Here is a 24,795-nt window from a genome sequence, read left to right as displayed (position 1 = left end):
AACTAATCTATGAAAGTCACTTAAATAGGCATCTTTTGGCATCAGGACTTAGGCAACTGTCACACGCGATGCCGCAACCGGGTTATGCGATCGCATCTGCATCTGCGTAAATGGGCGTCAATCCATTGTCATCTGCGGTTAAGAAATTTTCTTTTTTTAACAGCAGATGAGGGCAGATAAACACAGATTAACGCAGATGAATGAGATCAATTCCGGCTGCACCCTGCGTGATTGTTGAGTGTTGACTGTTGGCTGGATTTTAAAATAATAGACCTCTTGCAAAAATCCTTTTCCTCAATTGATGGGACGGGTTCTGGGGCCCATCCCACAAGAGTTATTTTTTCTTGTGGGATGGGCCCCAGAGCCCGTCCTAATTATTTTTGCAAGAGGTCTCATGACTAATGACTAATGACTAATGACTAATGACTAATGACTGCTGTCGAAGCGGAATTTCGATCGCAAACTCAGTACCTTTCCCCACTTCCGAATTGCATTTTAAAACACCGCCGTGTTTTTCTACCACAATTTGGTAACTAATTGACAGGCCCAATCCAGTACCTTTTCCCACTGCCTTAGTCGTGAAAAAAGGGTCAAATATGCGTTGTCTCATAGATTCCGAAATTCCAGTACCGTTATCAGAAATCCGAATCACCGCGCTAGGAATAGTACCATTAAGTTGACCGACAGCAGTCGAGATTTTAATTTGAGGAGCTCCAGATTGACCTGCGAGCAACTTGTGCGATTCCAAAGCATCGATCGCATTCCCGATTACATTCATAAACACCTGATTCAACTGTCCAGCATAACACTCAACTCGAGGCAAAATGCCGTATTCTTTCACTAGCACAATGTTTGCACCGTCCGCATTAGATTTCAGTCTGTGCTGTAAAATTAACAGCGTGCTGTCAATGCCCTCGTGAATATCAACCGCCTTCATTTGACTTTCGTCAAGACGAGAGAAATTCCTTAAAGACAGAACTATTTGACGGATGCGATCGGCTCCCACCTTCATTGACGATAGCAATTTTGGCAAATCTTCTAGCAGAAATTCCAAGTCAATATCTTCACTCAATTTTTCTATTTCAGGACTATAATCGGGATATTGCTGCTGGTAAAGTTCCAGCAAACTCAGTAAGCTAGCAGTATATTCACTAGCGTGATTGAGATTGCCGTAAATAAAATTAACCGGATTGTTAATTTCGTGAGCAATCCCGGCTACCAGTTGCCCCAAACCCGACATTTTTTCAGTTTGAATCAATTGAGCTTGAGTGTGTTGCAAATCTTTTAAACTTTGAGCGATTTGTTCTGCTTGGCGTCTGGTTTGAGCCAGCAAATCGGCTTGTTGGATAGCAACGCCTAATTGATTGGCAATCTGAGCTAAAAAGTTGACTTCTGAACTTTCCCAATAGCGTGGCCCAGAATGTTGATACGCTGTCAGCAAACCCCAAAGTTCTTGTCCTACAAAAATCGGCGCGATCGCATAAGCCTTCACCTGAAATTGCTCTAAAATACCAAGGTCACACTCCGAGTGGCAAACTTGATAGATATCGTCAACGGCTAGAGTTTCATTATTGGCATATCTGCCGCCTCGGTTTGACTGCAAATAAGTATCTTGCCAAACCGTACTGATACCTTCCCCTACCAATTTTATCCAGCCATCTTTCACAAACTCTGCCACATAATGGCCGCTCCAATCAGGATTAAATTGATAGACAGCAATTCTATCAACTTGCATAAACTGACACACTTCTTGGGTGGCAGTCTGAAAAATCGCGTTGATATCGAGAGATTCTCGAATCTTAGCCACCACTTCAAACAGTATCCGCTGTTGCTCGGCTGCCCACTGCAAATCAACTGATTGCTGCCGCGTTTTAGCCAACAAATCTGCTTGTTCTAATCCTACACTCAACTGAATTCCCACTTGCGTAGCAAACTGAATTTCCGAAGTGTTCCAATGGCGCAAACCGCTGCACTGGTGCACGCACAGCAAACCCCAAAGTTGGCTGCCATTCATCAGTGGCATAATCACCTGAGCTCTAATTTGAAATTGAGCTAAAAGAGCAACATGGCAGTCTGAAAGTCCAGCATTTTCGACATCTTGTAGCACTTGAATCTGTCCCTGACTATATTTTTTAGCATAGTTTTCGCTAAAGAAATGATCGCGAACTTTTACATTCATTGCCGAAGAAAAACCAGGCAAAACATCTTCGGTAATAAATTCGCCTTCATTAAAGTTTAAACTAGGATCGAAGCGATAAATGCCAACTCTATCGGCCTTTAATATCCGCCGCAATTCTGTAGTTGTAGTACGAAAAATTGTATCTAAATCGAGAGATTGTCGAATCTTAGCAACTACCTCAAACAGTATTCGCTCCTGCTCTGCTACCCGCTGCAACTCAACTGCTTGCTGCTGAGTTTGAGCGAGCAAATCTGCTTGTTCTAAAGCGATGCTTAGCTGAGCCGAAATTTGGGTAGCAAACTTAATTTCGGAAGATTCCCAGTTGCGGGGAGCCGAACATTGGTGTACGCACAGCAACCCCCAAAGGTCGTTGCCTTTCATAATCGGTGCAACTAAAGTAGCTTTGACCTGAAATTGCTCCAAGACTTGCTCAAAGCAATCTTCCAGTCCGGCTTGTGTGATGTCAGACATGGCGTGAACTCGCCCCTGAGAGTAGAGATTGGCGTAGTTTTCTCCAAAGCAGCGATCGTGCACTTTGACTGCCATTGCTGACCGAAAATCTGGCAAAACATCTTCGGCAACGAATTCGCCGTCCTTAAATTCTGATGCGGAATCGAAGCGGTAAACTGCCACTCTCTCTGCATTTAAAGCCCGCCGCACTTCCTGGGACATCGTGCTAAAAATCTTGTTTAAGTCGAGGGATTGCCGCATTTTTGCCACCACTTCAAACAGCACTCGTTGGTGTTGGGTCAACTGCTGTAGTTGAGCAGTGCGCTTTTGAACTTGATTTTCTAAATTTGTGTTAAGTTCCTCTATTTGTTGATCGAGTTGGTAGTGGTTAATAGCATTAGAAAAGTGGTTGCCCAAAATTTGGAGCAATTCAATTTCTTCAGCCTTCCATTCGCGAATTTGGGCAGCTTTTGACTCTTTCCACGCTTCAAAAGATATCCGAGATTGGGCGAGCCGCTCGTCGCTATCAAACTGTCTAGCCCAGAGAGTTTCGGTGTCAAATTCTTCTCGAAAAATGGTCAAGTAACCGAATATTTGCTGGCGGGTTATGAGCGGTACGATTAAAATGCTGCGAATTTTGGTCGATCGAAATGCAGGTTGCAGGCTTCTCAAACTGCTAATTTGGTACAAATCGGGAATTGCCCAAACCTGTTGCTCGCCGGATTTAAAATATTCGTGCCAGACGCTGTATTGCTCAACCTGCGGGTATTTGGCCGAAATTGGCATCTTCGGCCCTGAGCCGCAAGTGTAGACTGTGAGTTCCCGATTCGAGTTATCCGAATAGGGAACTAGATTCGTAACTTTGCTGCTGTCGCAAACGAATGGCGTGGCGAAAATGCACAGCCTGCCGCCGGCTGCATCTAGTGCTGCTACCGATTCTGCCAAAGCTGTTTGGAGTTCCATCGCCGGCGGGGAGTTAAGGGCTGCGGCGACGCGGTTGACGGCAGCTTCCCGTTGGGCTTTCGCCCTTGCTTGGGCGAGGAGGCTTGATTGGGCTATGGCGACGCCGAGCTGATCTGCCACCATCTGAACGCCTTGGAGTTCGTTTTCTGCCACACTCCGGGACTCGGAGTGGTGAGATACCAACAACCCCCAGAATTCTTCGCCGTGAAAAATTGGTATTACCAAGCAAGCCTTGACGCCCAGTGCAGTCAAGTATTCAGCGTGGCAGGGGTCAACCGCGCGAAAGCGCATTTCGTCGTCGGGCAGCAGTTGGCCGGAAACCCCCTCGCGACGCGGACTTTGGCCTAGCAGCCCGGAATCTATATCGACGATCGATCGCACCTGTAGTTGCGCGAACATTTCGCGGGCGTGAGGGGGAATATCGTCTGCGGGAAAATGCAGCCCCAATAGGGATGGCAAGCGGTTGCCGTTAATTGATTCGGCAATCACTTCACCGCTACCGTCGCTATGAAATTTGTAGATTTTTACTCTGTCTGTTCCCAAGAACGATTGAACTTCGGCTGCTGTTGCGCTCAGAATTTCGGGTAGTTCTAGAGAGTGGCGAATGCGCTTGGCGATGCGTTCGAGCAAATTTGCTCGATCGAACCTCACCTTGACATTTTCGATCTTTAATGAGTCCATTATTAATCTTTTGCTTTCCTAGCAATAATAGTAAGCTGCCCAAAACTTTTGTGCCTGTTAAAAAATTCGGCAAGCACAGCCATTTAATAAAATATAAATATGCTGAGGGCGATCGTCGATTAGTTTTGCACCTGTAGCGATCTGCCCTAAAATTGCAACTTTCCATTGTGTGGGATTACAACTTTTGTACTTTAAATATAAACTTTGTAGAGCCTGCCTTGCAATATCTTTACCCCAACGGATTAAAATTGTCAAGTTTCAAGACTTGCAGAGTCATATCAATTCCGGTTGCACCGGAATGATGGGAGTGGGGAGTGGGGAGTGGGGAGTGGGGGAATGTGGAATTATTGACTTTGACTTGATCGTTCCCATCCAACCGGAAACGATGTCACTCAGAGAAAGGTCGATCGACAATCCGCAGCTTTTTCAGATATTTTTAGATCAAAAAAAAGCTCCTGCCGTTAAGCAGGAGCCTTTTTTGATTAGACAATCAAATCAGAAATAAATTCGATCGATTAGTCTAAGTCTGGCATAGCCAGCACTGGTTCATTTTCGCGATCGATACCCTTCTCAAAGCCAGCGACAGCCGCGCGAGCGCGACCAGCGTGCCACAAGTGGCCGACCAAGAAGAAGAAACCCATCACAAAGTGGAAACAGGACAGCCAAGAACGAGGAGAAGTGAAGTTAAACGAGTTAACTTCAGTCGCCACACCGCCCACAGAGTTCAAAGAACCCAAAGGAGCGTGAGTCATGTACTCAGCCGCGCGCCGAGCTTGCCAAGGCTGAATGTCATTCTTGATTTTGTTCAAGTCCAAACCGTTAGTACCGCGTAAGGGCTCCAACCAAGGGCCTTGGAAATCCCAGAAACGCATCGTTTCACCGCCGAAAATGATTTCGCCAGTAGGAGAGCGCATCAGGTATTTACCCAGACCGGTGGGGCCTTGTGCAGAACCGACGTTAGCACCCAAGCGTTGGTCGCGGATCAGGAAGGTCAAAGCTTGCGCTTGAGAAGCTTCCGGGCCCGTCGGGCCGTAGAATTCGCTGGGGTAAGCAGTGTTGTTGAACCAGACAAAGCAGCAAGCGATGAAGCCCATCAGGGACAAAGCGCCCAAGCTGTAAGACAGGTAAGCTTCGCCAGACCAGATTAAGGCGCGGCGAGCCCAGCCGAAAGGCTTGGTCAAAATGTGCCAAACACCGCCAGCGATACAAATCAGGCCCAGCCAGATGTGACCGCCGATGATGTCTTCCATGTTGTTGACGCTGACAATCCAGCCTTCGCCACCAAAAGGAGAGCGCACCAAGTAGCCAAAAATCACAGCCGGATTCAGAGTGGGGTTCGTGATAATACGCACGTCGCCGCCGCCCGGAGCCCAAGTGTCATAGACACCGCCGAAAAACATGGCCTTAGCTACCAACAGCAAGCAACCGCCACCCAACAAAATTAGGTGATAGCCGATGATGTTGGTCATCTGGTTCTTGTCTTTCCAGTCGTAGCCGAAGAAAGAAGAGTATTCTTCGAGAACTTCCGGGCCGCGAACGGCGTGATAAATGCCGCCCAAACCGAGAACTGCAGATGAAATCAAGTGAAGAACGCCGACTACGAAGAACGGGAAGATATCAGTGACTTCACCGCCGGGGCCTACACCCCAACCCAAAGTAGCGACGTGGGGCATCAAAATTAAGCCCTGTTCGTACATGGGCTTTTCTGGGATAAAGTGAGCGACTTCAAACAAAGTCATTGCACCGGCCCAGAACACGATCAAACCAGAGTGAGCGACGTGTGCGCCCAGCAGTTTGCCGGAGAGATTGATTAAACGAGCGTTGCCAGACCACCAAGCGAACCCGGAGGATTCTTGGTCGCGACCGCTTGCGTAGGAATTAGAGAGCGTTACCACCCGGTAGAACCTCCAACGATTTTAGATTTTGGATTTTGGGTTTTTTTGTTCCCCAGTAGGACACGGGAGTACCGCACCTGCGCCGGGGAATTGGGATTTGGATTTCAGATTAATTTAAAAAAAGTAAATTAATCTGAAATCCAAATCCTGATTTTTTTAAAGTGCGTTACCGCGAGGCAGAACTTCTTCAGGGAAGATGAAGTTTTCGTGAGGTTGGTCTGTCGGAGCCATCCAAGCACGAATGCCTTCGTTAAGCAGAATGTTCTTAGTGTAGAACGTTTCAAACTCAGGATCTTCAGCAGCGCGTAATTCTTGTGATACGAAGTCATAGGCGCGCAGGTTTAATGCTAAACCGACGATGCCAATGGAGCTCATCCACAAGCCTGTGACAGGTACGAACAGCATGAAGAAGTGTAACCAGCGTTTGTTGGAGAAGGCAATTCCGAAGATTTGCGACCAAAAGCGGTTAGCTGTAACCATCGAGTAGGTTTCTTCTGACTGAGTTGGGTTGAAGGCGCGGAAGGTGTTTGAGCCTTCGCCGTCTTCAAACAAGGTGTTTTCTACGGTTGCACCGTGGATAGCGCACAACAGCGCACCGCCCAAGATGCCTGCAACGCCCATCATGTGGAAGGGGTTGAGCGTCCAGTTGTGGAAGCCTTGCAGGAATAGCAAAAAGCGGAAAATTGCTGCGACGCCGAAACTGGGGGCGAAGAACCAGCCTGATTGACCCAAGGGGTAAAGCAGGAACACCGAAACAAACACGGCGATGGGGCCGGTGAATGCTAGGGCGTTGTAGGGACGGATGCCGACTAAACGGGCGATTTCAATCTGACGCAGGCAAAAGCCGATCAGTGCGAAGGCGCCGTGGAGGGCGACAAATGTCCACAGCCCACCGAGTTGGAACCAGCGAGTGAAGTCCCACTGTGCTTCGGGGCCCCACAGGAACAGCAGGGAGTGTCCGAGGCTGTTGGCTGGGGTGGAGACTGCTACGGTGAGGAAGTTGGCTCCTTCGAGGTAGGAGCTTGCCAAACCGTGGGTGTACCAAGATGTGACGAAGGTGGTGCCTGTTAACCAGCCACCGATGGCTAGGTAGGCGCAGGGGAATAGCAGGATGCCAGACCAGCCTACGAAGACGAAGCGATCGCGTTTGAGCCAGTCGTCGAGGACATCAAAGATGCCTCTTTCGTTCTGGGCGCGTCCGACTGCGATTGTCATTGGGGTAAAATCCTTTTGCTTGTTAAAAGACCAAGGTTTCTAATTAAAGTTAACATAACTATATATTAGAAGTTCATAATTTTTCAACTAGAACAGTAGAGTTCCCCCACTAGAGGCGTAGTCGATGAAAGCGTGGTTGAGAGGAAGGCCATCTTGGTTGACGATGCTCAGCAACAATCCAACTGACCCTTCGTCGCCAAGCGGCGAGGTGGCGGTGGTTGAGGAGTTGATACACAATCCCGATCAGTCGATCGCGATCGCCTCAGCGAAGCGTCACGCTCGGTGGACTAATTGAATTAAGATTTGGCTTTAAGGCTGTTTAATTTTATGACTGCAAAAACAATGACCTCGATCGATCCTGTCCTGCGCTACCCGGTTTTGGGCTCCCGCCGCTTCAGCAATTACTGGTGGGCGACGGTGGTCAGCATTGGAGGGACTGGTTTCCTGCTGTCGGGCATTTCCAGCTACTTGCACGTTAACCTGCTGCCTTTTGCTGACCCGACTCAGCTTGTTTTCATCCCCCAAGGCATTGCGATGGGTTTCTACGGTGTCTGTGGCGTGCTGTTGGCGCTTTACCTGTGGCTGACTATTCTCTGGGATGTCGGTGGCGGTTACAACGAGTTCGATCGACAAACTGGTAACATTCGGATCTTTCGCTGGGGATTTCCCGGCAAAAACCGCAAAGTTGATTTTACTTGCAAGACATCGGACGTGCAATCTGTGCGGGTGGACATTAAAGAAGGTCTCAATCCCCGCCGCAGTATTTATCTTAAGCTCAAAGACCGCCGTCAGTTTCCCCTGACTAGAGTCGGACAGCCGATTGCTTTGTCTGAAGTGGAAAATCAAGCGGCCGAATTGGCTCGATTTTTGCAAGTTCCCCTAGAAGGACTTTAGGGATTTTCGATTGGCGATTTGATATCTGAGATTGGTAATGTCTCGTAGGGTGCGCCGGGCCGCGCACCTTACCTACCTGGTAAGTGAAAAAGATTGATCGGCGAGTAAGCCCGTTACCAATTTTGGAATCTATCAATTAACCATACTTGCGAAAGTTTTTGATTGCAAACCGTAGAATAAGGGTTTCAAGGCTCCAAAGCAAGTTCGCTATCCAAGGAAAATCGCTGGTTTTAGACTACGAACTAAAAACAGTTCGGACTATTGAATTAAAATCTTTAGTTGCAAAGTCCGTAATTGACTCAAAGTGAAAATACAAATGCAAATGCAAATCAAAATTCAGCGGTGGTTGTTCTCACTTTTAATAATTGGCGCGTTGTTTGTCGGAGGATGCAGTAGTTCCCCTGTGGCAAACTCGACTCCGACACCGAATCCGGTGTCGGGTGAAAATATTTCTTTGTCTCCGTCTCCTTCTCCTGCTGCTGTAGCGGCGAGTTCGCAATTTAGCAATTTGCCACGATTGCAAGGAAAAGCAACGGTGGTGATGACGGTTAAAGGTGCTCCAATTACGATCGAGCTCGACGGCACAAATGCGCCAATTACTGCGGGCAATTTTGTCGATTTGGTTCAGAAAGGAGTCTACGACGGGCTGGTATTTCACCGAGTCGTGCGGGAACCTCAGCCTTTTGTAGTTCAGGGCGGCGACCCCCAGGGTAAAGACCCTAAATTCCCTACGGCGCGGCTGGGAACTGGTGGTTTTATTGACCCGAAAACTACTGTAGAACGCAGGATTCCTCTGGAAATTAAAGCTAAAGGTGCTGCCAATCCGACTTACAGCGCGACGCTACAAGAAGCTGGGGTTAAGGAAAAACCCGTGTTGATGCACAGTCGTGGGGCTGTTGCTATGGCTCGATCGCAAAGTCCTGATTCGGCTTCTTCTCAGTTTTACATTACTTTGACCGATGTACCGTTTTTGGACGGTAGCTATGCGGTTTTTGGGTACGTGAAGCAAGGGATGGATGTGATTGATAAGATTGAAGCGGGCGATCGCATTGAGAAGGCTACTGTTACTCAGGGTTTGGAAAATTTTAAGCCGGTTAGCTGAAGGTAGTCATTAGTGATTAGTCATTAGTGATTAGTCATTAGTGATTAGTCATTAGTGATTAGTCATTAGTCATTAGTCATATCAAATCCGGTAGCATCGGAATTAATCTTACCCACAGTCAGGACACGGCACTGCCGTGTCCCTACAATTAATCTGGCGCGCAAGAAACGGCACTGCCGTGTCCTCTATACCATTCCGGTGTAACCGGAATAGATATCATTAGTCATCAGTCATTAGTCATTAGTGAATGGATGTTGTTGTTACTGGAATTGGTCTAGTTTCGAGTTTAGGCAGTCTGGAAACTAGCTGGATAAGACTGCTGTCTGCAGAGTCGGGAATTCGGGAACATCAACCTTTTCTAAAAATTGAGCCGCAACCTTTGGCTTTAATTCGCACAAAACCTGCGGATTTAATAACTTTAATTCGGCAGGTTTTAGCAGATGCTTTGCAAGATGCTAATTTGACTTTGCCTTTGCCAGATTGCGGGATTGCGATCGGTTCTAGCCGAGGTTTCCAGGCAAATTTGGAACTGTTGGCGAGGGAAGGAAGAGGGAAGAAGGAAGAAGGAAGTTCAGCAACGAGCACTGTACAAGATGTAACGGATGGATGGAAGACCGAAGTTGGAAGACCGAAGTTGGAAGAAGGAAGAGGGGAGAAGGAAGAGGAAAGAGAATTCTCAATTACCGATTCTCAATTCCCTATGCCCCATGTCCTATGCCCCATGCCCCATGCCCTATGCCCGATTCCCAATTCTCAATTTGTGAATTTTTTGCCTCACATGGGGGCGATGGCGGCGGCGAGGGCAATTGGCTCAATGGGGCCGGTGCTGGCGCCGATGGCTGCTTGTGCGACCGGCCTACAGTCGATCGCCCGTGCTGTTGATTTAATCCGCACTGGTGAGTGTCAGCGGGCGATCGCAGGTGCTGTGGAAGCGCCTATCACACCGCTTACTCTGGCTGGATTTAGCCGGATGGGTGCTTTGGCAAACAATGGGTGCTATCCCTTTGATGAAAATCGGGAAGGCTTTGTGCTCGGTGAAGGCGGGGCTTTATTTGTATTAGAATCTGCCGAGTTGGCAAGGCGTCGTGGCGCTAAAATTTACGGTCGAGTTTCCGGTTTTGGCTTGACAAATGATGCTTGCCATGCTAATGCCCCGGAGCTGGGGGGGAAAAGTGCGATCGCGGCGGTAAATCAATGTTTGAAACGCAGCAATTTATCGGCGATTGATATAGATTTTATTCATGCTCACGGTACTGCAACTGAGTTAAACGACCGACACGAAGCACTGTTAATTGAGAAGTTATTTCACCCAGGAGTTGCTGTTAGTTCGACTAAGGGGGCGACGGGTCATACTTTGGGAGCTTCGGGAGCTTTGGGCGTGGCTTTTTGTTTGATGAGTATTAAATATCAGATGTTGCCGCCTTGCGTGGGAATGAAAAAACCGGGGTTTGAATTAGATTTTGTTCGCTGTGCGCGATCGGCTATTGTCAGAAATGCGGTTTGTTTAAGTTTTGGCTTTGGCGGGCAGAATGCTGCGATCGTTTTAGCGGGCGATCGTTAATTTTTGTAAACTCGGTCGATCGGCATTTAAATTACACGATCTCTCTACAGTTAAAATCTTCTGAGGAGGCCGGAGAACCCCCGCACATCCAATTTAAATCTCAAAAATACTACAATACTTATGTATTTTAGTCAATTAACTGAGAATTTTGGTGAGATTGCTGGTGCTGCTATGCTAGTCTGGCTCTGCATCCCGACGCTAATCCTTGCGTCAAAGCCTCGGAGGCTAGAAAAGAGAGCCAGATTAAAGCAGTATTGTATTTTATTAACGCACCGATGGTGATCAGCGAAAATAGAAGAAAGAAACTGTTTAAATTAAGTCTCAGGTATTTTCACATGGATCTGGCCTCTCATCGATTTATGTCTTATTTTGAACCAGAGCAAGCTGCTCACCTTTGCCAAATAGCTGTTTTGGAGAGTTTTGCTGAGGAAACGCTGGTTTTTGAAGAAGGAGAAACAGCGGATTTTTTATATCTAGTTTTAGAAGGTAAAGTCGAGTTTAGCAAGCGGATCGAAAATCATAAATATCAAACTGTTGCTGTCGCTAACCCAGACGATTATTTTGGCGAACTCGGAGTTTTAGACGGAGAGCCTCGCAGTGCTAGAGCTGTGGCAGTTACCGGCTCGACTTTGGCCAAAATAGACCGTGAAGAACTAATAACAACTCTCCAGTTTGCTAAAGGCAGTTCGGTACTGCAAATGTTTAGTTTCATTACTAAAAATTTACGGGATACCACGGATCAATATGTTAGCCAGTTGGTACACAAACAAAAAATGGTATTGGTAGGAGAAATGGTGAGTACAATTATTCACGATTTCAAAAGTCCTTTTACCGGAATTAAACTCTCCAGTGAAGTGCTCAAAGAAATGCACCCGGATGAGGAAACTCAGGAGTGGTGCGAACTTATTCAATTGCAGGTTCAGCGAATGTTGGGGATGGCTGAAGAAGTGTTAGAATTTTCGCGCGGCAATTCTGTATTAAATAAAAAACCAGTTAATCTAATTCAGACGTTGCAGCAGTTTCAAAAGTTGAACCGAGTTTATTTTGAAGCAGCAAAAGTAGATTTGGTAGTACGGGTGACAGAAGTGATAGTGGAAGCGGATGAAAATAAGATTTTGCGCGTTTTACAAAATTTAGTTGGGAATGCTGTTGAGGCTTTTGGCGGACGAGGGGGGCGGGTGGAGATTGCTGCGTGGCAAAGTGAGGATTGGGCAGAAATTAGCATTTACGATAACGGCCCCGGCATTCCACCTGCAATTAAGGAAAAGTTATTTGAACCGTTTGTGACCTATGGTAAACGGACTGGTACTGGGTTGGGAACGGCAATTGTTAAGTCGATGGTTGAGGCTCACAAAGGGCAAATTACTTATGAGTCGGAGGACGGAAAAGGGACAACTTTTTACATCCGCTTGCCGAAAACCGAGGCTTTAGCAGATCAAAATTAAGTAGGTTAGAAGATATATACTGAGGACTTTTTCACTAAGCCTCAGAGACTTGGTTGATGAGTAGATATTTTGTAATCAAACAATATTTTTCTAAGAAACCGGCTGGAAGAGCGTAAGTCCTAATACTGTGTAGCGACTTGCAGAATAAAGTAGAATTGAATTAACGAAATGCTAAAAATCTGATGCCAGTTACTATTCAAACCTTACCCACAGAAGTTATCAATTTAATTGCCGCCGGCGAAGTGATTGACTCGATCGCCGCAGCGGTACGAGAATTAGTTGAAAATTCTCTGGATGCTGGCGCAACTCGCATCGTTGTTTCTGTCTGGCCCGAACAGTGGCGGGTGCAAGTTGCAGATAATGGTACAGGAATGGATCTGGAAAATTTGCGGCAGGCGGCTTCCCCTCACAGTACGAGCAAAATTACCACTGAAGCTGACCTTTACAAAATTGATACTTTGGGATTTCGTGGGGAAGCTTTGCACAGTTTAGCTCAGTTGGGCTGTTTGGAGGTTTTGAGCCGATCGAATGATTTGGGATTAGGGGATTTTTCGGAAAATCGAGATTCGGCGCAAACCCCCGCTAAATCTTCCTTTAACAAGGGGGGAGTTGAAAATGCTCGATCGGGCTGGCGGGTGGTTTACAATAACGCAGGCGTTGCTGTAGAGCTGGAAACAGCGGCGATCGCTCCTGGTACGGTGGTGACTGTTGATAATTTGTTTGGCAATTGGCCTGTGCGCCGCAGTTTTTTGTCGCCGGCACAGCAAATGCGATCGATCCAATTAACCCTTCAGCAAATTGCTATTTGTCACCCGCACGTTAATTGGCAGTTGCGTCAAGGAAATACGCCTTGTTTGCACGTAACTCCTGGTAGCACAGCGGAACAACTTTTACCTCAATTCGTGCGGGGAATTCGCTTGAATGATTTGCAGTATTTAAAAGTAAATTTGCCTTCATTTCCTGAAAGGAATAAATCGCCAGATTATTTCGCACACACGCAATTGTTTTTGTCAAAAACACAGCCGAGTTACCCATGCCCAATTCCCGATGCCCAATGCCCAATGCCCAATGCCCCATGCCCAATTCCCAATTCCCAGTTTTTAGAATTAGTAATTGGTTTGCCCGATCGCTGTCACCGCAGGCGGCCGGATTGGGTGAAGGTTGGGGTAAATCGGCGAGTTGTGCGATCGCCCGAATTAGAGCAAACTATTCTCAGCGCCTTTGCCCGCACTTGTCCGCGCGATCGCTATCCCGTGTGTTTTGTTCACCTGCAAATCTCCCCTTCGGAAATCGACTGGAACCGCCACCCGGCTAAGGTTGAAATTTATCTGCACGATCCGAGTTTTTGGCAAGAACAAGTTAGCGCGGCAATTGCTCGTGCTTTGCACCTGAACGATGAAGTTTTGCCGTCTGCCCCAATTCCCGATCGAGTGGGAAAATTGCTGAAGGCATCGGAACAAAAAAGTGCTTACAGTGTCGGGATTTCGGCTATACAAAATGAGGAAGGCGACGAACAGGAAAAAGCTAATAAAATAGGATTGATGGAATTGAGGGCGATCGCTCAAGTTCACAATACTTACATTGTTGCAGAACATTCCAGCGGCATGTGGTTGGTGGAACAACACATCGCTCACGAGCGCGTTTTATACGAGCAATTATGCGCGGCTTGGCAGCTAAAATATCTGGAAAAACCAGTAATTCTCAGTCAATTATCGGCGCTGCAAATTGAGAATTTATCCCGCTTGGGTTTGGAAGTAGAAAGTTTTGGCGAACAGCTATGGGCTGCCCGCGAAGTTCCTGAATTGTTAGCCGAGCGAGATGACTGTGCGGATGCGCTGTTTGAGCTCAGTAAAGTCGCAGATTTACAAGCGGCTCAAGTTGCGACTGCTTGCCGTAGCGCTATGCGAAACGGTACTCCTTTGAGTCTTTCCCAAATGCAAAATTTGTTGGATGAATGGCAGCAAACTCGCAATCCGCGCACTTGTCCTCACGGCCGCCCTATCTATTTTGCTTTGGAAGAATCGACTCTGGCTCGGATTTTTCGCCGCAGTTGGGTGATTGGTAAAAGTCACGGGATTTGAAAGTTCATTTGACATCCGAGGGCGTTCACGTCAATCTGGCTCGATCGAAAAAAACATCGTGAAGCTTTATTAAAAATAGGGGCTGATTTAGATAAAACAACTTAGAATATATTAAAATTTAAATAATGCAGTGTTTTTAATATCTTTTGGGCAACAGGCAAGATGCCTGTTCCACAAGAAAAAATGCCTCTATTACCAGCATAAAAAGTTTCATTGTACTACAAAAAGCTGCAACAGGCAAGATGCCTGTTCCACAAGAAAAAGTTCCTGCTTTACCATGAAAAAGGTTAATTATACTACAAAAAAATGCCGATTTACCCGAATAATCTTTGTTGTGGAACAGGCATCTTGCCTGTTCATGATATTAGTCCAATAAGTAAATTAAAAATAAATCAATAAATATGGATTTTCCGATCGCCCGACAACTCTTTTATCGAGAAATAAATCAGCCTGATGGCTCGATTGACCTGGCGAAAGCTGCTCTTTACATGGCTTTGGAAGAATACCCAAATTTAGATCCACACGAGTATCTCAACGCTCTCGACACGATCGCAGATGAGGTGCGCTCACGCCTGCCGGCACAGAATTATCCGCTGCGGATTATTCAAACTATTAATAGCTATTTATACGGGGAGTTGCAGTTTGGGGGCAATGATGCGGATTATTACGACCCCCGCAATAGCTTTTTGAATGAAGTGATCGATCGGCGTACTGGCATTCCCATCTCTTTATCTTTGGTTTATTTGGAGGTTGCTAAGCGCATTGATTTTCCGATGGTGGGAATTGGGATGCCAGGACATTTTTTAATTAGACCGGATTTTGAAGATGCTGGTATTTTTGTTGATGCGTTTAACGGCGGCGAAATCTTGTTTCCTGAAGATTGTCAAGCCAGACTTTCTCAAATTTATGGTCAACCTATGGAGTTGCAGCCGGCTTTTCTCGCCCCGGTAAGTCGCCGACATTTGTTGGGGCGAATGCTGGGAAATCTGAAGGCGATTTACTTGCAACAGGGAGATGCTGTGAGGGTACTCTGGGCGATCGAAAGGATTTTGCTGCTGTTTCCCGAGGCGCTGGGGGAACGGCGCGATCGCGGAATTCTCTATTATCAACTGGGACGCTTGGTCGAAGCGCGCCACGATTTGGAACTATACCTGAGAAATGCTCCGAATGCTCCTGATGCTGCTAGAATTCGCCAATTGGTCGATCGGCTCGATCGGGATCTGTGAACGTGAACAAACCTGACGGTCAACTGAGTACAGTTAGACTGCAGGCTTCTTTTTCCTTTTTTTTCTCATGCTTTTTATAGTGAGGTAGTTCCACCCCCACTTGCTAATATAGTATCAGAGTATTTCCCGATCATGAAGGGGTATAAAAGAATAATTGTCGCTTTGGGTCCCTACACCCGACGAGCCTTTCATCACGCGGGCGTAATTTATTCGGGCTACGGGGCTCCGCGCTCAGATTAATCCCCTCTAAATATACGCCCGGGACTTCCCGGCTGGTAGTTAAATTTGGTATATGTCGCACAGCACACTATAAGACATAAAAGTGAGACTCAATAAACTGCTGACCGACGACCAAATTTCGCTTTTATAATTTTTGCAAAGGTATCTAAAATTGTCAAACAGCTAATTATAACATATTAATTCTCAATTAATACCTATCTTTTGATAGGTTAAATTTGCTTGACATGACTGTAAAATCATAGGTCATTTACCGAACTTCCGAGTCCACTTTCCCGACTGATACCCGCACTGATACCTGCACTGATACCCGCAATGACGAGCGATCGAAAAAGTATTTTGACGTAAAGAGGCACAAACTCATGAACTTTCAGTTTCAACAAGGTTATCTCAACGGAATGCAACCGCTGTCAGCCAATTTAACCAAAAGAATGTCAAAGTCTTTATCATTTGGTTTGGCGCTTTTGTTGGGAACAAGTGCAGTATTCCTAAGCAGCGGCAAAGCCTTGGCATTAGATAATGTCACCGTAAAATACGGTGCTGTTGACGTAACATTACCGATGAGCGACTTACAAAGCTTTGCACAAACCGGCAAACCATCATCTCAACTGCAAAGCGTTCTGAGTCTTGCGAAACAAACTCCCGAGTCGGTGCGCCAAATATTAACGCAAGAAGTCCCTTTAGATTCCCAATTAGTAGCGGGGCTGGCAAATACTTATTTTGGGGAAATTGTTTTCAAACAATTGGGGGAGGTTGCTTATACGCCGGCCACTCGTCTTCAAAGCGCGCCCGCACTGCGCGATGCTTTAGTCGCAGCTTCCAAAGATGGCAAAATATCGCTGATTGAAGTGATGCAAAATTACGGCCCTGCGGCCTTAGAAGTTGACGGGAATCAAGCTATGGCTATTTACCAACGAGTGATTAAAGACTTGCAAAATTTGCAAGCTATGTATCAGAATTCCCCTGCTTTGCAAAATACCGCCGGCCAAGCGGTGAATTCGGCCCGACAAATGATTTGTCAGCCCAGTCCATCAGGAAGTGCGAAATAAATAACTGAAGTTGGAGGGAATTGGGAATTGGGAATTGGGAATTGGGAATTGGGAATTGGGAATTGGGAATTGGTGCTTTTTTTCCTATTAGCTCTAGCTTTCAGCTATTACCAATTACTCATGACCAATTACCAATTATTCGGCTACGCGAGGGTAATAGTTTCCCAGGGAGCATCTCATATTTGCAAAAACACTTCTTTCTTCTTCCTTCTGACTCTTTTCTCCTGGCTCCTGACTCCTGACTCCTAATTCCAATTTCGAGCTTTGCTGCTTTCATTGAGATGCTCCCGTTTCCCATTACCCATTATCCATTACCCCTTACCCATTCTTTGAGATAGTTGCTCGGCTACCCGCTTGAGTCGGCGGAGTTGGTCTTTCATATCTTTTTCCGTCCAAGGGGCGGCAAAGCGATTGAAACCAAATCTAATTAAACGATTGGGAATTTGAAATTCAAAGCGGTTAATCAAGAGAGTTCCTTGGATTTGCGGCTGGCATTCCCAACGATCGCATCCTTTGAAAAATCCGTCAAACCCCCAAACAATTAAACCTGGTTGTCGCTCCAACACAACACTCTCTAAAGAGGGTTGCAAAACAGGAATTTTTATGATAAACAAGCTGCGACTTCCTACGGCAGTATCCCATTCGCCCTGGGGATCGCAGCGTAGCAAGGGATTGAGCCACTTGTGCATTAAAGTACGATCGACTATACAGCGCTCCACCAGAGTAGCAGCAGCCTGAATTTCAATGGATTGCTCGAAAACTTGACGAATTGACATGAGAACCTGCAACAACGAGGGTATTACAAAACTTTGCTTACTTGATAGTCCTTTATTTACTTGTAACGTCAATTTTTCCAGAAATTAAAAGATTGACACACTCATAAATACAGTGTATCATCTTCAAATAAAGTATATATACTGATTATGGAGTTAGTCGAAAGGCACATCATTAAACCAAATCATAGGTTTTATCGAGAAGGCGATCGACTGTCTTGGCTGTGCAAAAATCTTTACAATAGCGCTAACTACATCTACCGTCAAAACTTTTTCGCCAGCCAACAAACAAATGCTCTGGCTGTTTATCTCGCGCTCAAAATAAGTCCTGATTACAAAGCACTGCCCGCAAAGGTAGCACAAAGCACGATCGGCTTAGTCCTCAAAGCATGGACTAGCTATTATCTGGCGGTGCGAAACTATCAGGAATACCCAACTAAATTTAAAGCCGCCCCGAAAATCCCTCATTACAAAGGTTCAAGAGAGCGAAAAAGAGAGGACGGGCGCTATGTAGTTGTATTTAATTGTCAAGCTGTCAGCAAAAGAGCCTTAAAAAAAGGATATGCTCGTCCCTCTGGGACTAATATTTGGTTGCCCTCAAAAGTCAGCTCGATTCTGGAAATCCGGATTGTTCCCAAAGTAGGTTGTTATGTTGTCGAGGTGGTCTATGAAAAGTTAGAACAGCCTTTACAAGTTAATCAGAGAGCAGCAGCCATAGATTTAGGATTAAACAATCTGGCAACATTAACTTACAATGTTCCTGGGTTAGTACCGACAATCTTCGATGGACGGGCTGTTAAGTCAACCAACCAATACTGCAATCAAGTTTCATCGGCATTGAAATCATTGCTGCCCGCAGCGCAAAAAAACAGTAAAAAACTTGCCCCATTGTGGCACAAGCCTAACTGTAAAGTGGATTACTACCTCCACACGACGAGTTCCGCAATTATTAAAGAACTCGTTAATCATCAAAGGGGCTTGCTAGCGATAGGCTGGAACCATGATTTTCAAGATGGGATTAATACTGGTAAGGTTAATAATCAAAATTTTGCCTGTATTCCCCATCGCCGATTCGTGCAAATGTTGCAGTACAAAGGACAACTTGCGGGAATTAAAGTTGTGTTAGTTGAGGAGAGTTACACATCCAAATGTTCAGCTTGGGATTTGGAACCAATTCAACAACATTCCGACTACATTGGCAGTAGGGTAAAAAGAGGATTGTTCAGAACCCAAACTGGACACTTCATAAAGGCCGATGTAAACGGTTCTTTGAATATTGGCACAAAAGCAGTCGGAGATGGGTTGATCCCAAATTCGATAGAGGGTTTTGTAGTTAACCCAGTACATTAAAAGTGTACAAACATTAAATTTAGGCGATGTCTAGATTTTTTGGAACTATTATTAAAGTTTCGTCTTCTCCTTGTCAAATGTGACGTTAACCTGAGAAAAAAATGAATGAAACTTGGCAAGAAATAACTCAACCGATATCGGGCCCCATAGCGGCTTTGTCCGATCGCCTTTTGGCACAGGCCCAGCCCGCAAATCCGCTGGCACAAGCCGAACGCGGAATTAACAATCTCTTTCAGGGCTCAAACATTGAAAATCTCCTCTGGGCCGTCGGTATCCTGCTAGTTGGCTTGATAGTATCAGCCGTCGTCTCATCTATAGTCGGGGGATTGCTCAAGAAGACGACGATCGACAATCGGCTGGCGGCTTGGATTACCGGCCGCCCGGAAGGAGCTGAAACCCCGCAAGTGGAAAAATGGATTTCCACAGCGGTGTTCTGGATCATTTTTATCTTTTTCCTAATTGCCTTTTTCGATCGCCTGAATCTAACGGCTGTCTCGCAACCGCTCAATACTTTTCTCAATCAAATTACCGGTTTCTTGCCGAAGTTAGCCGGCGCGCTAATTTGGTTGGGGATTGCTTGGGTGTTGGCGACAGTCGCCAAAATGGCCGTATCGCGCGTGATGCGGACTTTTAGCGTAGACGAGCGCTTGAATCAGGAGGTGGGCGCAGCGCCCACTGAGCGCCCTTTGCTGCTGAGCGATACTGTGGCGAATGCGCTGTACTGGTTCATTTTTCTGCTGTTTTTGCCGCTGATTCTCGACTCACTGGAAATGCAGCAGGCTCTGCTGCCGGTTAATAATTTACTCAACCAAATTCTGGCGGCAATTCCGAAAATTCTGGAAGCTGTGCTGATTGGGTTTGTGGGCTGGCTACTGGCTATGGTGGTGCGGCGGATTGTCACGAATCTGTTGGCTGCTGCTGGGGCGGACGGTTTGGGCGCTCGGTTTGGAATTTCGCGGACTTCTGGCGGACAATCGCTGTCGTGGATTGCCGGGACGATCGTCTATGTTTTGATTTTGATTCCAACCGCGATCGCAGCTCTCAACGCTTTGGACATTCAAGCGATTTCGCAGCCGGCAATCGCGATGCTCAACGACATTTTGGGCGCGGTACCCAAAATCTTCACGGCAGCCCTGATTCTGGCGCTTGCTTACATTTTGGGGCGCTGGGTAGGCGATTTGGTTACTAATATCCTGACCGGAATTGGCTTTAACAATGTCTTTTCTTGGTTGGGAGTGCAGGCACCGAAACAGTCGCTGAGGCTACCGCCAAGTTCGATCGATCCGGAGGCAACGATTCTTCAGGAACCGGAACTTCCGGCCCGCACACCTTCTGAGTTTGTCGGTATTGTGGTGCAGGTGGGCATCATCCTGTTTGCTGTGGTGGCAGCTACCGACGTGCTGCAAATTCCCGCGCTGACGGCGATTGTTAGCGGTATTGTCCTGGTTGCAGGTCGGGTGCTCGCCGGTTTGGTGGTATTTGCGATCGGCTTGTATTTGGCGAATCTGGCGTTTAGTTTGATTGCCAGTTCTGGAACTCGTCAAGCGCGGCTTTTGGGCCAAGCGGCTCGGATTGCTATTATTGCCTTTGTTTCGGCCTTGGCGCTGCAACAGATGGGCATTGGCAGCGATATTGTGAATTTGGCTTTCGGGCTGCTGCTTGGGGCGATCGCAGTTGGTATTGCTCTAGCTTTTGGTTTGGGCGGGCGCGAGATTGCGGCCGACCAAATTCGCGAATTGTTAGCGTCGTTTAAACAAGATAAGACGCCGCGTTCGTAACTCTATAAAATGGCGTTTGTCAAGTACAAACGCCATTTTTTTATGATTAATTTCATTGTAAGGGTCGCGAACCAATCGCAAAGCCTTTGAATTTGAGGATACAGCTATAGCAATCCTCGCATCATTTGCATAATTATTGTAGGGGCAATCCCACGCCCGGTTGCCCGATAGATAGGGGGTAGGCACTCTTAGCACTACCCGTACAAATTTATCTGAATCATTTAGGATTGCTATAGCGCGTCGCGTGAGAACCCCGGTCTTTCCCGCAGGGTATGAAACGCAGTTGCAGCCTTTAGGCTGCGAGTAATCTGTGTTATAATCTAACAATGCGGAACAAGTAGGCGTATCAACTACGTGTTGAACCATTCCTAGAACGGTGAAATTCCGGGCAGTAAGACACCCTCAGCATTTTTGACCGAAGAACGAGCCCGCCTGGCCCCTGGCTTTAGACGGGGGGATAAGTCGGTAGCGGTTTCAACCGCCTTCAGTTTTTGATATAATTCAAACAGCAAGTAAGAATAACCATCTACGCGAAGAATCATCAAGCGTGCGGAGAAATCCCGGCAACGGAGACATCCGCCTTTGATGCGGAATACTTAAAGGGCGAATAATGGCAGGGTGAGGAGCGTACCTATCTGGCTCGTGCGATGGACTCTGAAAGTAAGAAAAACTCTAAAAGTAAGCGCAATTGCAATATCTTTGATACGGGTATTGTTTTGAGCGTCTAGGGGGACTTTTGCCTGTCCCTTCCAAGTTTAGCTTGGAGAATCCCCAGGCTTCAGCCGTGGGGAGTGTCAAATCACCATAATCAGTGGTTTTTATTAGCCCGTTTGGAGCGAGCCTTTGGGAGGGTTGGGTAATTTTTGATTTTAGATTGACCAGCGCAAAAGTTGAGGTAGAGCAACTCAACCATTCTTAGGCCGCTTTTTGACAATTTTTTCAACTTTCAGGTCCATCAAATTAAGGAAGTATTTATTACGTTCAGATAAATTTAATTCAATCCTCACAAATCACTTTTCTGTAAAACTCCAAACACCATTCCAGTTATCAGGCACACCCTCCCTCATCAATTGCTCAATCCTCTCCAAATAAAGGAGAGCAGTTTTATCAGCAGGATGTACAGCAATCACCTTCTCAAAACTTTCTCTCGCAGATTCCAGCCGATCTTTGTGCCGATATAATTCCAATCCTTGTTCAAAATCCAGTTTGGTTTTCAACTTCAGTACCCTGACATCCTCATGTTCTGCATCCAGGACCTCATAAACCGCAATCGGCTCATTTCGTCCCTTCACAATCGCCCGGTCTAAAAAGCGCAATTGGTATTCATCGGCATTAGTTGAATCGTCTAGCACTTGCTGAGAAATCAGAAGAGAAACGCCGTAAAACTTTGTTAGCCCTTCCAACCGTGCCGTTAAATTAACATTGTCAGAAAAAGCATCACCCTGCATCCGGTTCTCTTCGCCGACCATGCCCAGCATCATGTGACCCACATGAATACCAATCCCAATCTTAATAGGTTGCTCACCTGCCTGAAGTCGCCCCTGATTAAATTGCTCAACGACTCTAAACATAGCAACGCCCGCCGCCAAAGCATCATTGCCTCCATCTGGAAAAACAGCCATCATACCGTCCCCCAGAAACTTGACAATCAAACCATGATTAGTACGAATTTCTGGACTAACTTTCTGCAAATAAGTATTGACAAAAGCAAAATTTTCCTTGGGAGTCATTTTTTCAGACAGCGTAGTAAAGGAGCGAATATCAGAAAACATCACTGCCATAACTTTGCTGACATGATCCCCTAATTGCACATTAGTAATACTTTTCTTCCGCAGAAAACGCAGATAATCATGAGGAACAAAGCGACCATAAGCTGTCAGCAGCTCTTCCAAATTTTGATTTGCCCTGGTCAATTCCTTCTCTCGTGCTTTGACCGTATTGACCATCTGAGTAAAGACTCGTGCCAGTTGTCCTAGTTCGTCACTGCGTTTAGCAACCTCTGTTAGTGCATCCGGTTGAAAAGCATCTCGTTCCACCTCAGAAGCAGCACTTGTCACCTTACCAACTTGCTCAATATATGCTGCTTGACGTAAAATTTCAGCTTTGAAAAGTCCTTCAGCTTCCTGTCGCTTGAGGAAATTCAAATAGGCATTGGAGTGATAGCGGATGCGAGCGATCAGTTCCATGCGATCTGGCAGTTTCACTAGGTAGTCATTGGCGCCAAGTCCAAAGGCCTTAGCTTTGATAGTAGGGTCTTCTTTACTGGACAGCACAATTAGCGGAATATTACAGGTAAAACTGTCTTTGGATCGTAGAAATCGAACTAACAGCAAGCCATCCATTTGGGGCATAACCAGGTCTTGCAGTATGACAGTTGGCTGGCACTCCTCCGCAATGTCAAAAGCTTGAGTTGGATCGCTACAGTAGTGAAATACGATGTCCGGTTCGGAAGCCAACATTCGACGAATGGCTTCACTAATGATGGGTTGATCGTCAATTAATAAAACTGTTATTTGCTCGTGTATCAAAGTTGTCATAAGTGGTAAAAAGAATAAAGTCAGTATAGAGAGCCAGCTTTTAACTAATCCGTGTTTGACGTTTTATTAGATGTATTTACTTAATTAGCGGTTTAGTATGAGATTTTGGCGGAGGGTAGTGCCGATCGCATCTGGTGATAAAACCTCTACAGCAGCATTCAACTCAACCGCTGCTTTAGGCATTCCATATACCACACAACTGTCCTTATTTTGAGCAATCGTGTGCCAACCTTGAAGCTTCAATACGCTTAATCCCTCCGCCCCATCTCTACCCATTCCTGTTAGCAGAATCGCAGTTCCCTTGCGCGTCCAATGTTGAGCAACACTCTTGAAAAATACGTCAACTGATGGACGATAGGGATAATTAATCGGCTCTTTGGTGTAGCCGAGAGTCAAGTCCGGTTTTAAATACAAATGATCGTTAGTACCTGCCACTAAAATAGTTCCCTTTTCCAATCGATCGCCCGCAACCGCAATTCTTATGGGCAATACTGTTTGTTGTCTCAACCAATCAACCAATCCACTAGAAAACTGATCGTCTATGTGTTGGACGATCGCGATCGCTGCACCAAAACTAGCAGGTAGCTGCGAAAGGATGGTTGCTAATGCTTTCGGGCCACCTGTAGACGATCCAATCGCCACTAACGGGACAGTAGATACAGTAGATGAAAGTCCACTTCGTCGATCCAATTCCAGCGATGAAATGGACTTTTTTGCTTGTATCTTTGTTGAAGAAGGCTGTTTTAGCAGTTTGCGAATTGTGCCAACTTTAGCGAGTAGCGCGTTTGCTGTATTAGCGGTATCTGTGCCACTCAAAACAGGTGTATCAACTGCATCTAAAGCGCCGTATCCCATCGCTTCATAAACTTTTGCAAGATTTTTATCAGCACTGGCTGTAACAATCAGAATACGGCAGGGAGAGTGTTTCATAATCTGACGGGTTGCTTCTACTCCATCCATGACAGGCATCAACAAATCCATTAAGATCATGTCTGGCGTATCTTGAGCGCACTTAGCAACTGCTTCGGCTCCATCCCGTGCAGTCCAAATCACCTGGTAGTCAGAAACTGTCTGCAAAACCCGTCGGAGTGCAGCAGTTGCGATCGCCAAATCATTAACAATTGCAATTCTCATCAGCAAATCCCCCTAAATTAAACGTAAAACACGGATGAGTCAGTCGATTTTAGATTTTAGATTTTAGATTTTAGATTTACCCACAGAAAAATCAGGAAGCTTGAACTTTGGTCTAAATTTTTTATCTTTCCACGGCTTAAGTACGTGGCACGGTATCCGTTTTTGGGCTGGGTCATCAGTCGATTTTAGATTTTAGATTTTAGATTTTAGATTTACCCCACAGATAAATCAGGGATCTTGAACTT

At 46.2% G+C, this 24,795-nt stretch carries 16 protein-coding genes; 10 read left to right on the top strand and 6 right to left on the bottom strand.

Going from position 1 to position 24,795, the window contains the following annotated elements; translation table 11 throughout:
* Positions 1-412: 412 nt before the first annotated feature.
* The 3 genes from QT990_RS06205 to psbD form a co-directional block, all read right to left on the bottom strand.
* Positions 413-4,273 carry a GAF domain-containing protein gene (locus tag QT990_RS06205; RefSeq protein WP_333465039.1) on the bottom strand — a complete coding sequence of 1,287 codons (3,861 nt, stop codon included), beginning with the start codon at positions 4,271-4,273 and terminating at the stop codon, positions 413-415.
* Between the two features lie 515 nt (positions 4,274-4,788).
* Positions 4,789-6,168, bottom strand: coding sequence for a photosystem II reaction center protein CP43 (gene psbC, locus QT990_RS06200; protein ID WP_333139183.1), 1,380 nt, complete (start codon positions 6,166-6,168; stop codon positions 4,789-4,791).
* Between the two features lie 156 nt (positions 6,169-6,324).
* On the bottom strand, positions 6,325-7,383 hold the full coding sequence (gene psbD, locus QT990_RS06195; RefSeq protein ID WP_333080069.1) for a photosystem II D2 protein (photosystem q(a) protein): 1,059 nt from the start codon (positions 7,381-7,383) through the stop codon (positions 6,325-6,327).
* A 124-nt stretch (positions 7,384-7,507) separates the two neighbouring features.
* On the opposite strand from psbD, the gene QT990_RS06190 reads away from it, so the two are divergent.
* From QT990_RS06190 to QT990_RS06155, 8 genes are all read left to right on the top strand, one after another.
* Positions 7,508-7,678: a hypothetical protein gene (locus QT990_RS06190; protein ID WP_333139181.1), complete on the top strand. Its 171-nt coding sequence runs from the start codon at positions 7,508-7,510 to the stop codon at positions 7,676-7,678.
* A 32-nt stretch (positions 7,679-7,710) separates the two neighbouring features.
* Positions 7,711-8,277, top strand: coding sequence for a photosystem I assembly protein Ycf4 (locus tag QT990_RS06185; RefSeq protein WP_333139179.1), 567 nt, complete (start codon positions 7,711-7,713; stop codon positions 8,275-8,277).
* A gap of 316 nt (positions 8,278-8,593) precedes the next feature.
* Positions 8,594-9,379 carry a peptidylprolyl isomerase gene (locus tag QT990_RS06180; RefSeq protein WP_445252062.1) on the top strand — a complete coding sequence of 262 codons (786 nt, stop codon included), beginning with the start codon at positions 8,594-8,596 and terminating at the stop codon, positions 9,377-9,379.
* A gap of 247 nt (positions 9,380-9,626) precedes the next feature.
* The gene (locus tag QT990_RS06175; RefSeq protein ID WP_333139175.1) at positions 9,627-10,940 is read left to right on the top strand and encodes a beta-ketoacyl synthase N-terminal-like domain-containing protein; all 1,314 of its coding nucleotides are present in this window, start codon (positions 9,627-9,629) and stop codon (positions 10,938-10,940) included.
* Positions 10,941-11,275: 335 nt separating this feature from the next.
* Entirely contained in the window at positions 11,276-12,385 is a 1,110-nt protein-coding gene (locus QT990_RS06170; protein ID WP_333139173.1) for an ATP-binding protein, read from the top strand.
* Between the two features lie 182 nt (positions 12,386-12,567).
* Positions 12,568-14,466, top strand: a complete 1,899-nt coding sequence (mutL, locus tag QT990_RS06165; RefSeq protein ID WP_333139172.1) for a DNA mismatch repair endonuclease MutL — start codon at positions 12,568-12,570, stop codon at positions 14,464-14,466.
* A gap of 401 nt (positions 14,467-14,867) precedes the next feature.
* Positions 14,868-15,692, top strand: coding sequence for a SirB1 family protein (locus QT990_RS06160; RefSeq protein ID WP_333139169.1), 825 nt, complete (start codon positions 14,868-14,870; stop codon positions 15,690-15,692).
* A 599-nt stretch (positions 15,693-16,291) separates the two neighbouring features.
* Positions 16,292-16,978 (top strand): alpha/beta hydrolase, encoded by a 687-nt coding sequence (locus QT990_RS06155; RefSeq protein WP_333139167.1) that lies wholly within the window; start codon positions 16,292-16,294, stop codon positions 16,976-16,978.
* Positions 16,979-17,289: 311 nt separating this feature from the next.
* On the opposite strand, the gene QT990_RS06150 is transcribed toward QT990_RS06155, so the two are convergent.
* The gene (locus QT990_RS06150) at positions 17,290-17,754 is read right to left on the bottom strand and encodes an SRPBCC family protein (protein WP_333139165.1); all 465 of its coding nucleotides are present in this window, start codon (positions 17,752-17,754) and stop codon (positions 17,290-17,292) included.
* A 147-nt stretch (positions 17,755-17,901) separates the two neighbouring features.
* On the opposite strand from QT990_RS06150, the gene QT990_RS06145 reads away from it, so the two are divergent.
* Both QT990_RS06145 and QT990_RS06140 read left to right on the top strand, forming a co-directional pair.
* On the top strand, positions 17,902-19,101 hold the full coding sequence (locus tag QT990_RS06145) for a transposase (protein WP_333139163.1): 1,200 nt from the start codon (positions 17,902-17,904) through the stop codon (positions 19,099-19,101).
* 101 nt (positions 19,102-19,202) lie between these two features.
* Positions 19,203-20,879, top strand: a complete 1,677-nt coding sequence (locus tag QT990_RS06140; protein WP_333139161.1) for a mechanosensitive ion channel — start codon at positions 19,203-19,205, stop codon at positions 20,877-20,879.
* A gap of 1,010 nt (positions 20,880-21,889) precedes the next feature.
* Here QT990_RS06140 and QT990_RS06135 read toward each other — a convergent pair.
* Together QT990_RS06135 and QT990_RS06130 are read right to left on the bottom strand one after the other, a co-directional pair.
* Positions 21,890-23,416 (bottom strand): response regulator, encoded by a 1,527-nt coding sequence (locus QT990_RS06135; RefSeq protein ID WP_333139158.1) that lies wholly within the window; start codon positions 23,414-23,416, stop codon positions 21,890-21,892.
* Between the two features lie 84 nt (positions 23,417-23,500).
* Positions 23,501-24,550 (bottom strand): chemotaxis response regulator protein-glutamate methylesterase, encoded by a 1,050-nt coding sequence (locus QT990_RS06130; protein WP_333139156.1) that lies wholly within the window; start codon positions 24,548-24,550, stop codon positions 23,501-23,503.
* Between the last annotated feature and the right edge of the window lie 245 nt (positions 24,551-24,795).

This window comes from Microcoleus sp. T3_B1, assembly GCF_036700445.1.
Taxonomy (GTDB): domain Bacteria; phylum Cyanobacteriota; class Cyanobacteriia; order Cyanobacteriales; family Microcoleaceae; genus Microcoleus.
The sequence above is the reverse complement of the archived record's forward strand: the minus strand, read 5'-3'. Positions and strand labels throughout refer to the sequence as shown.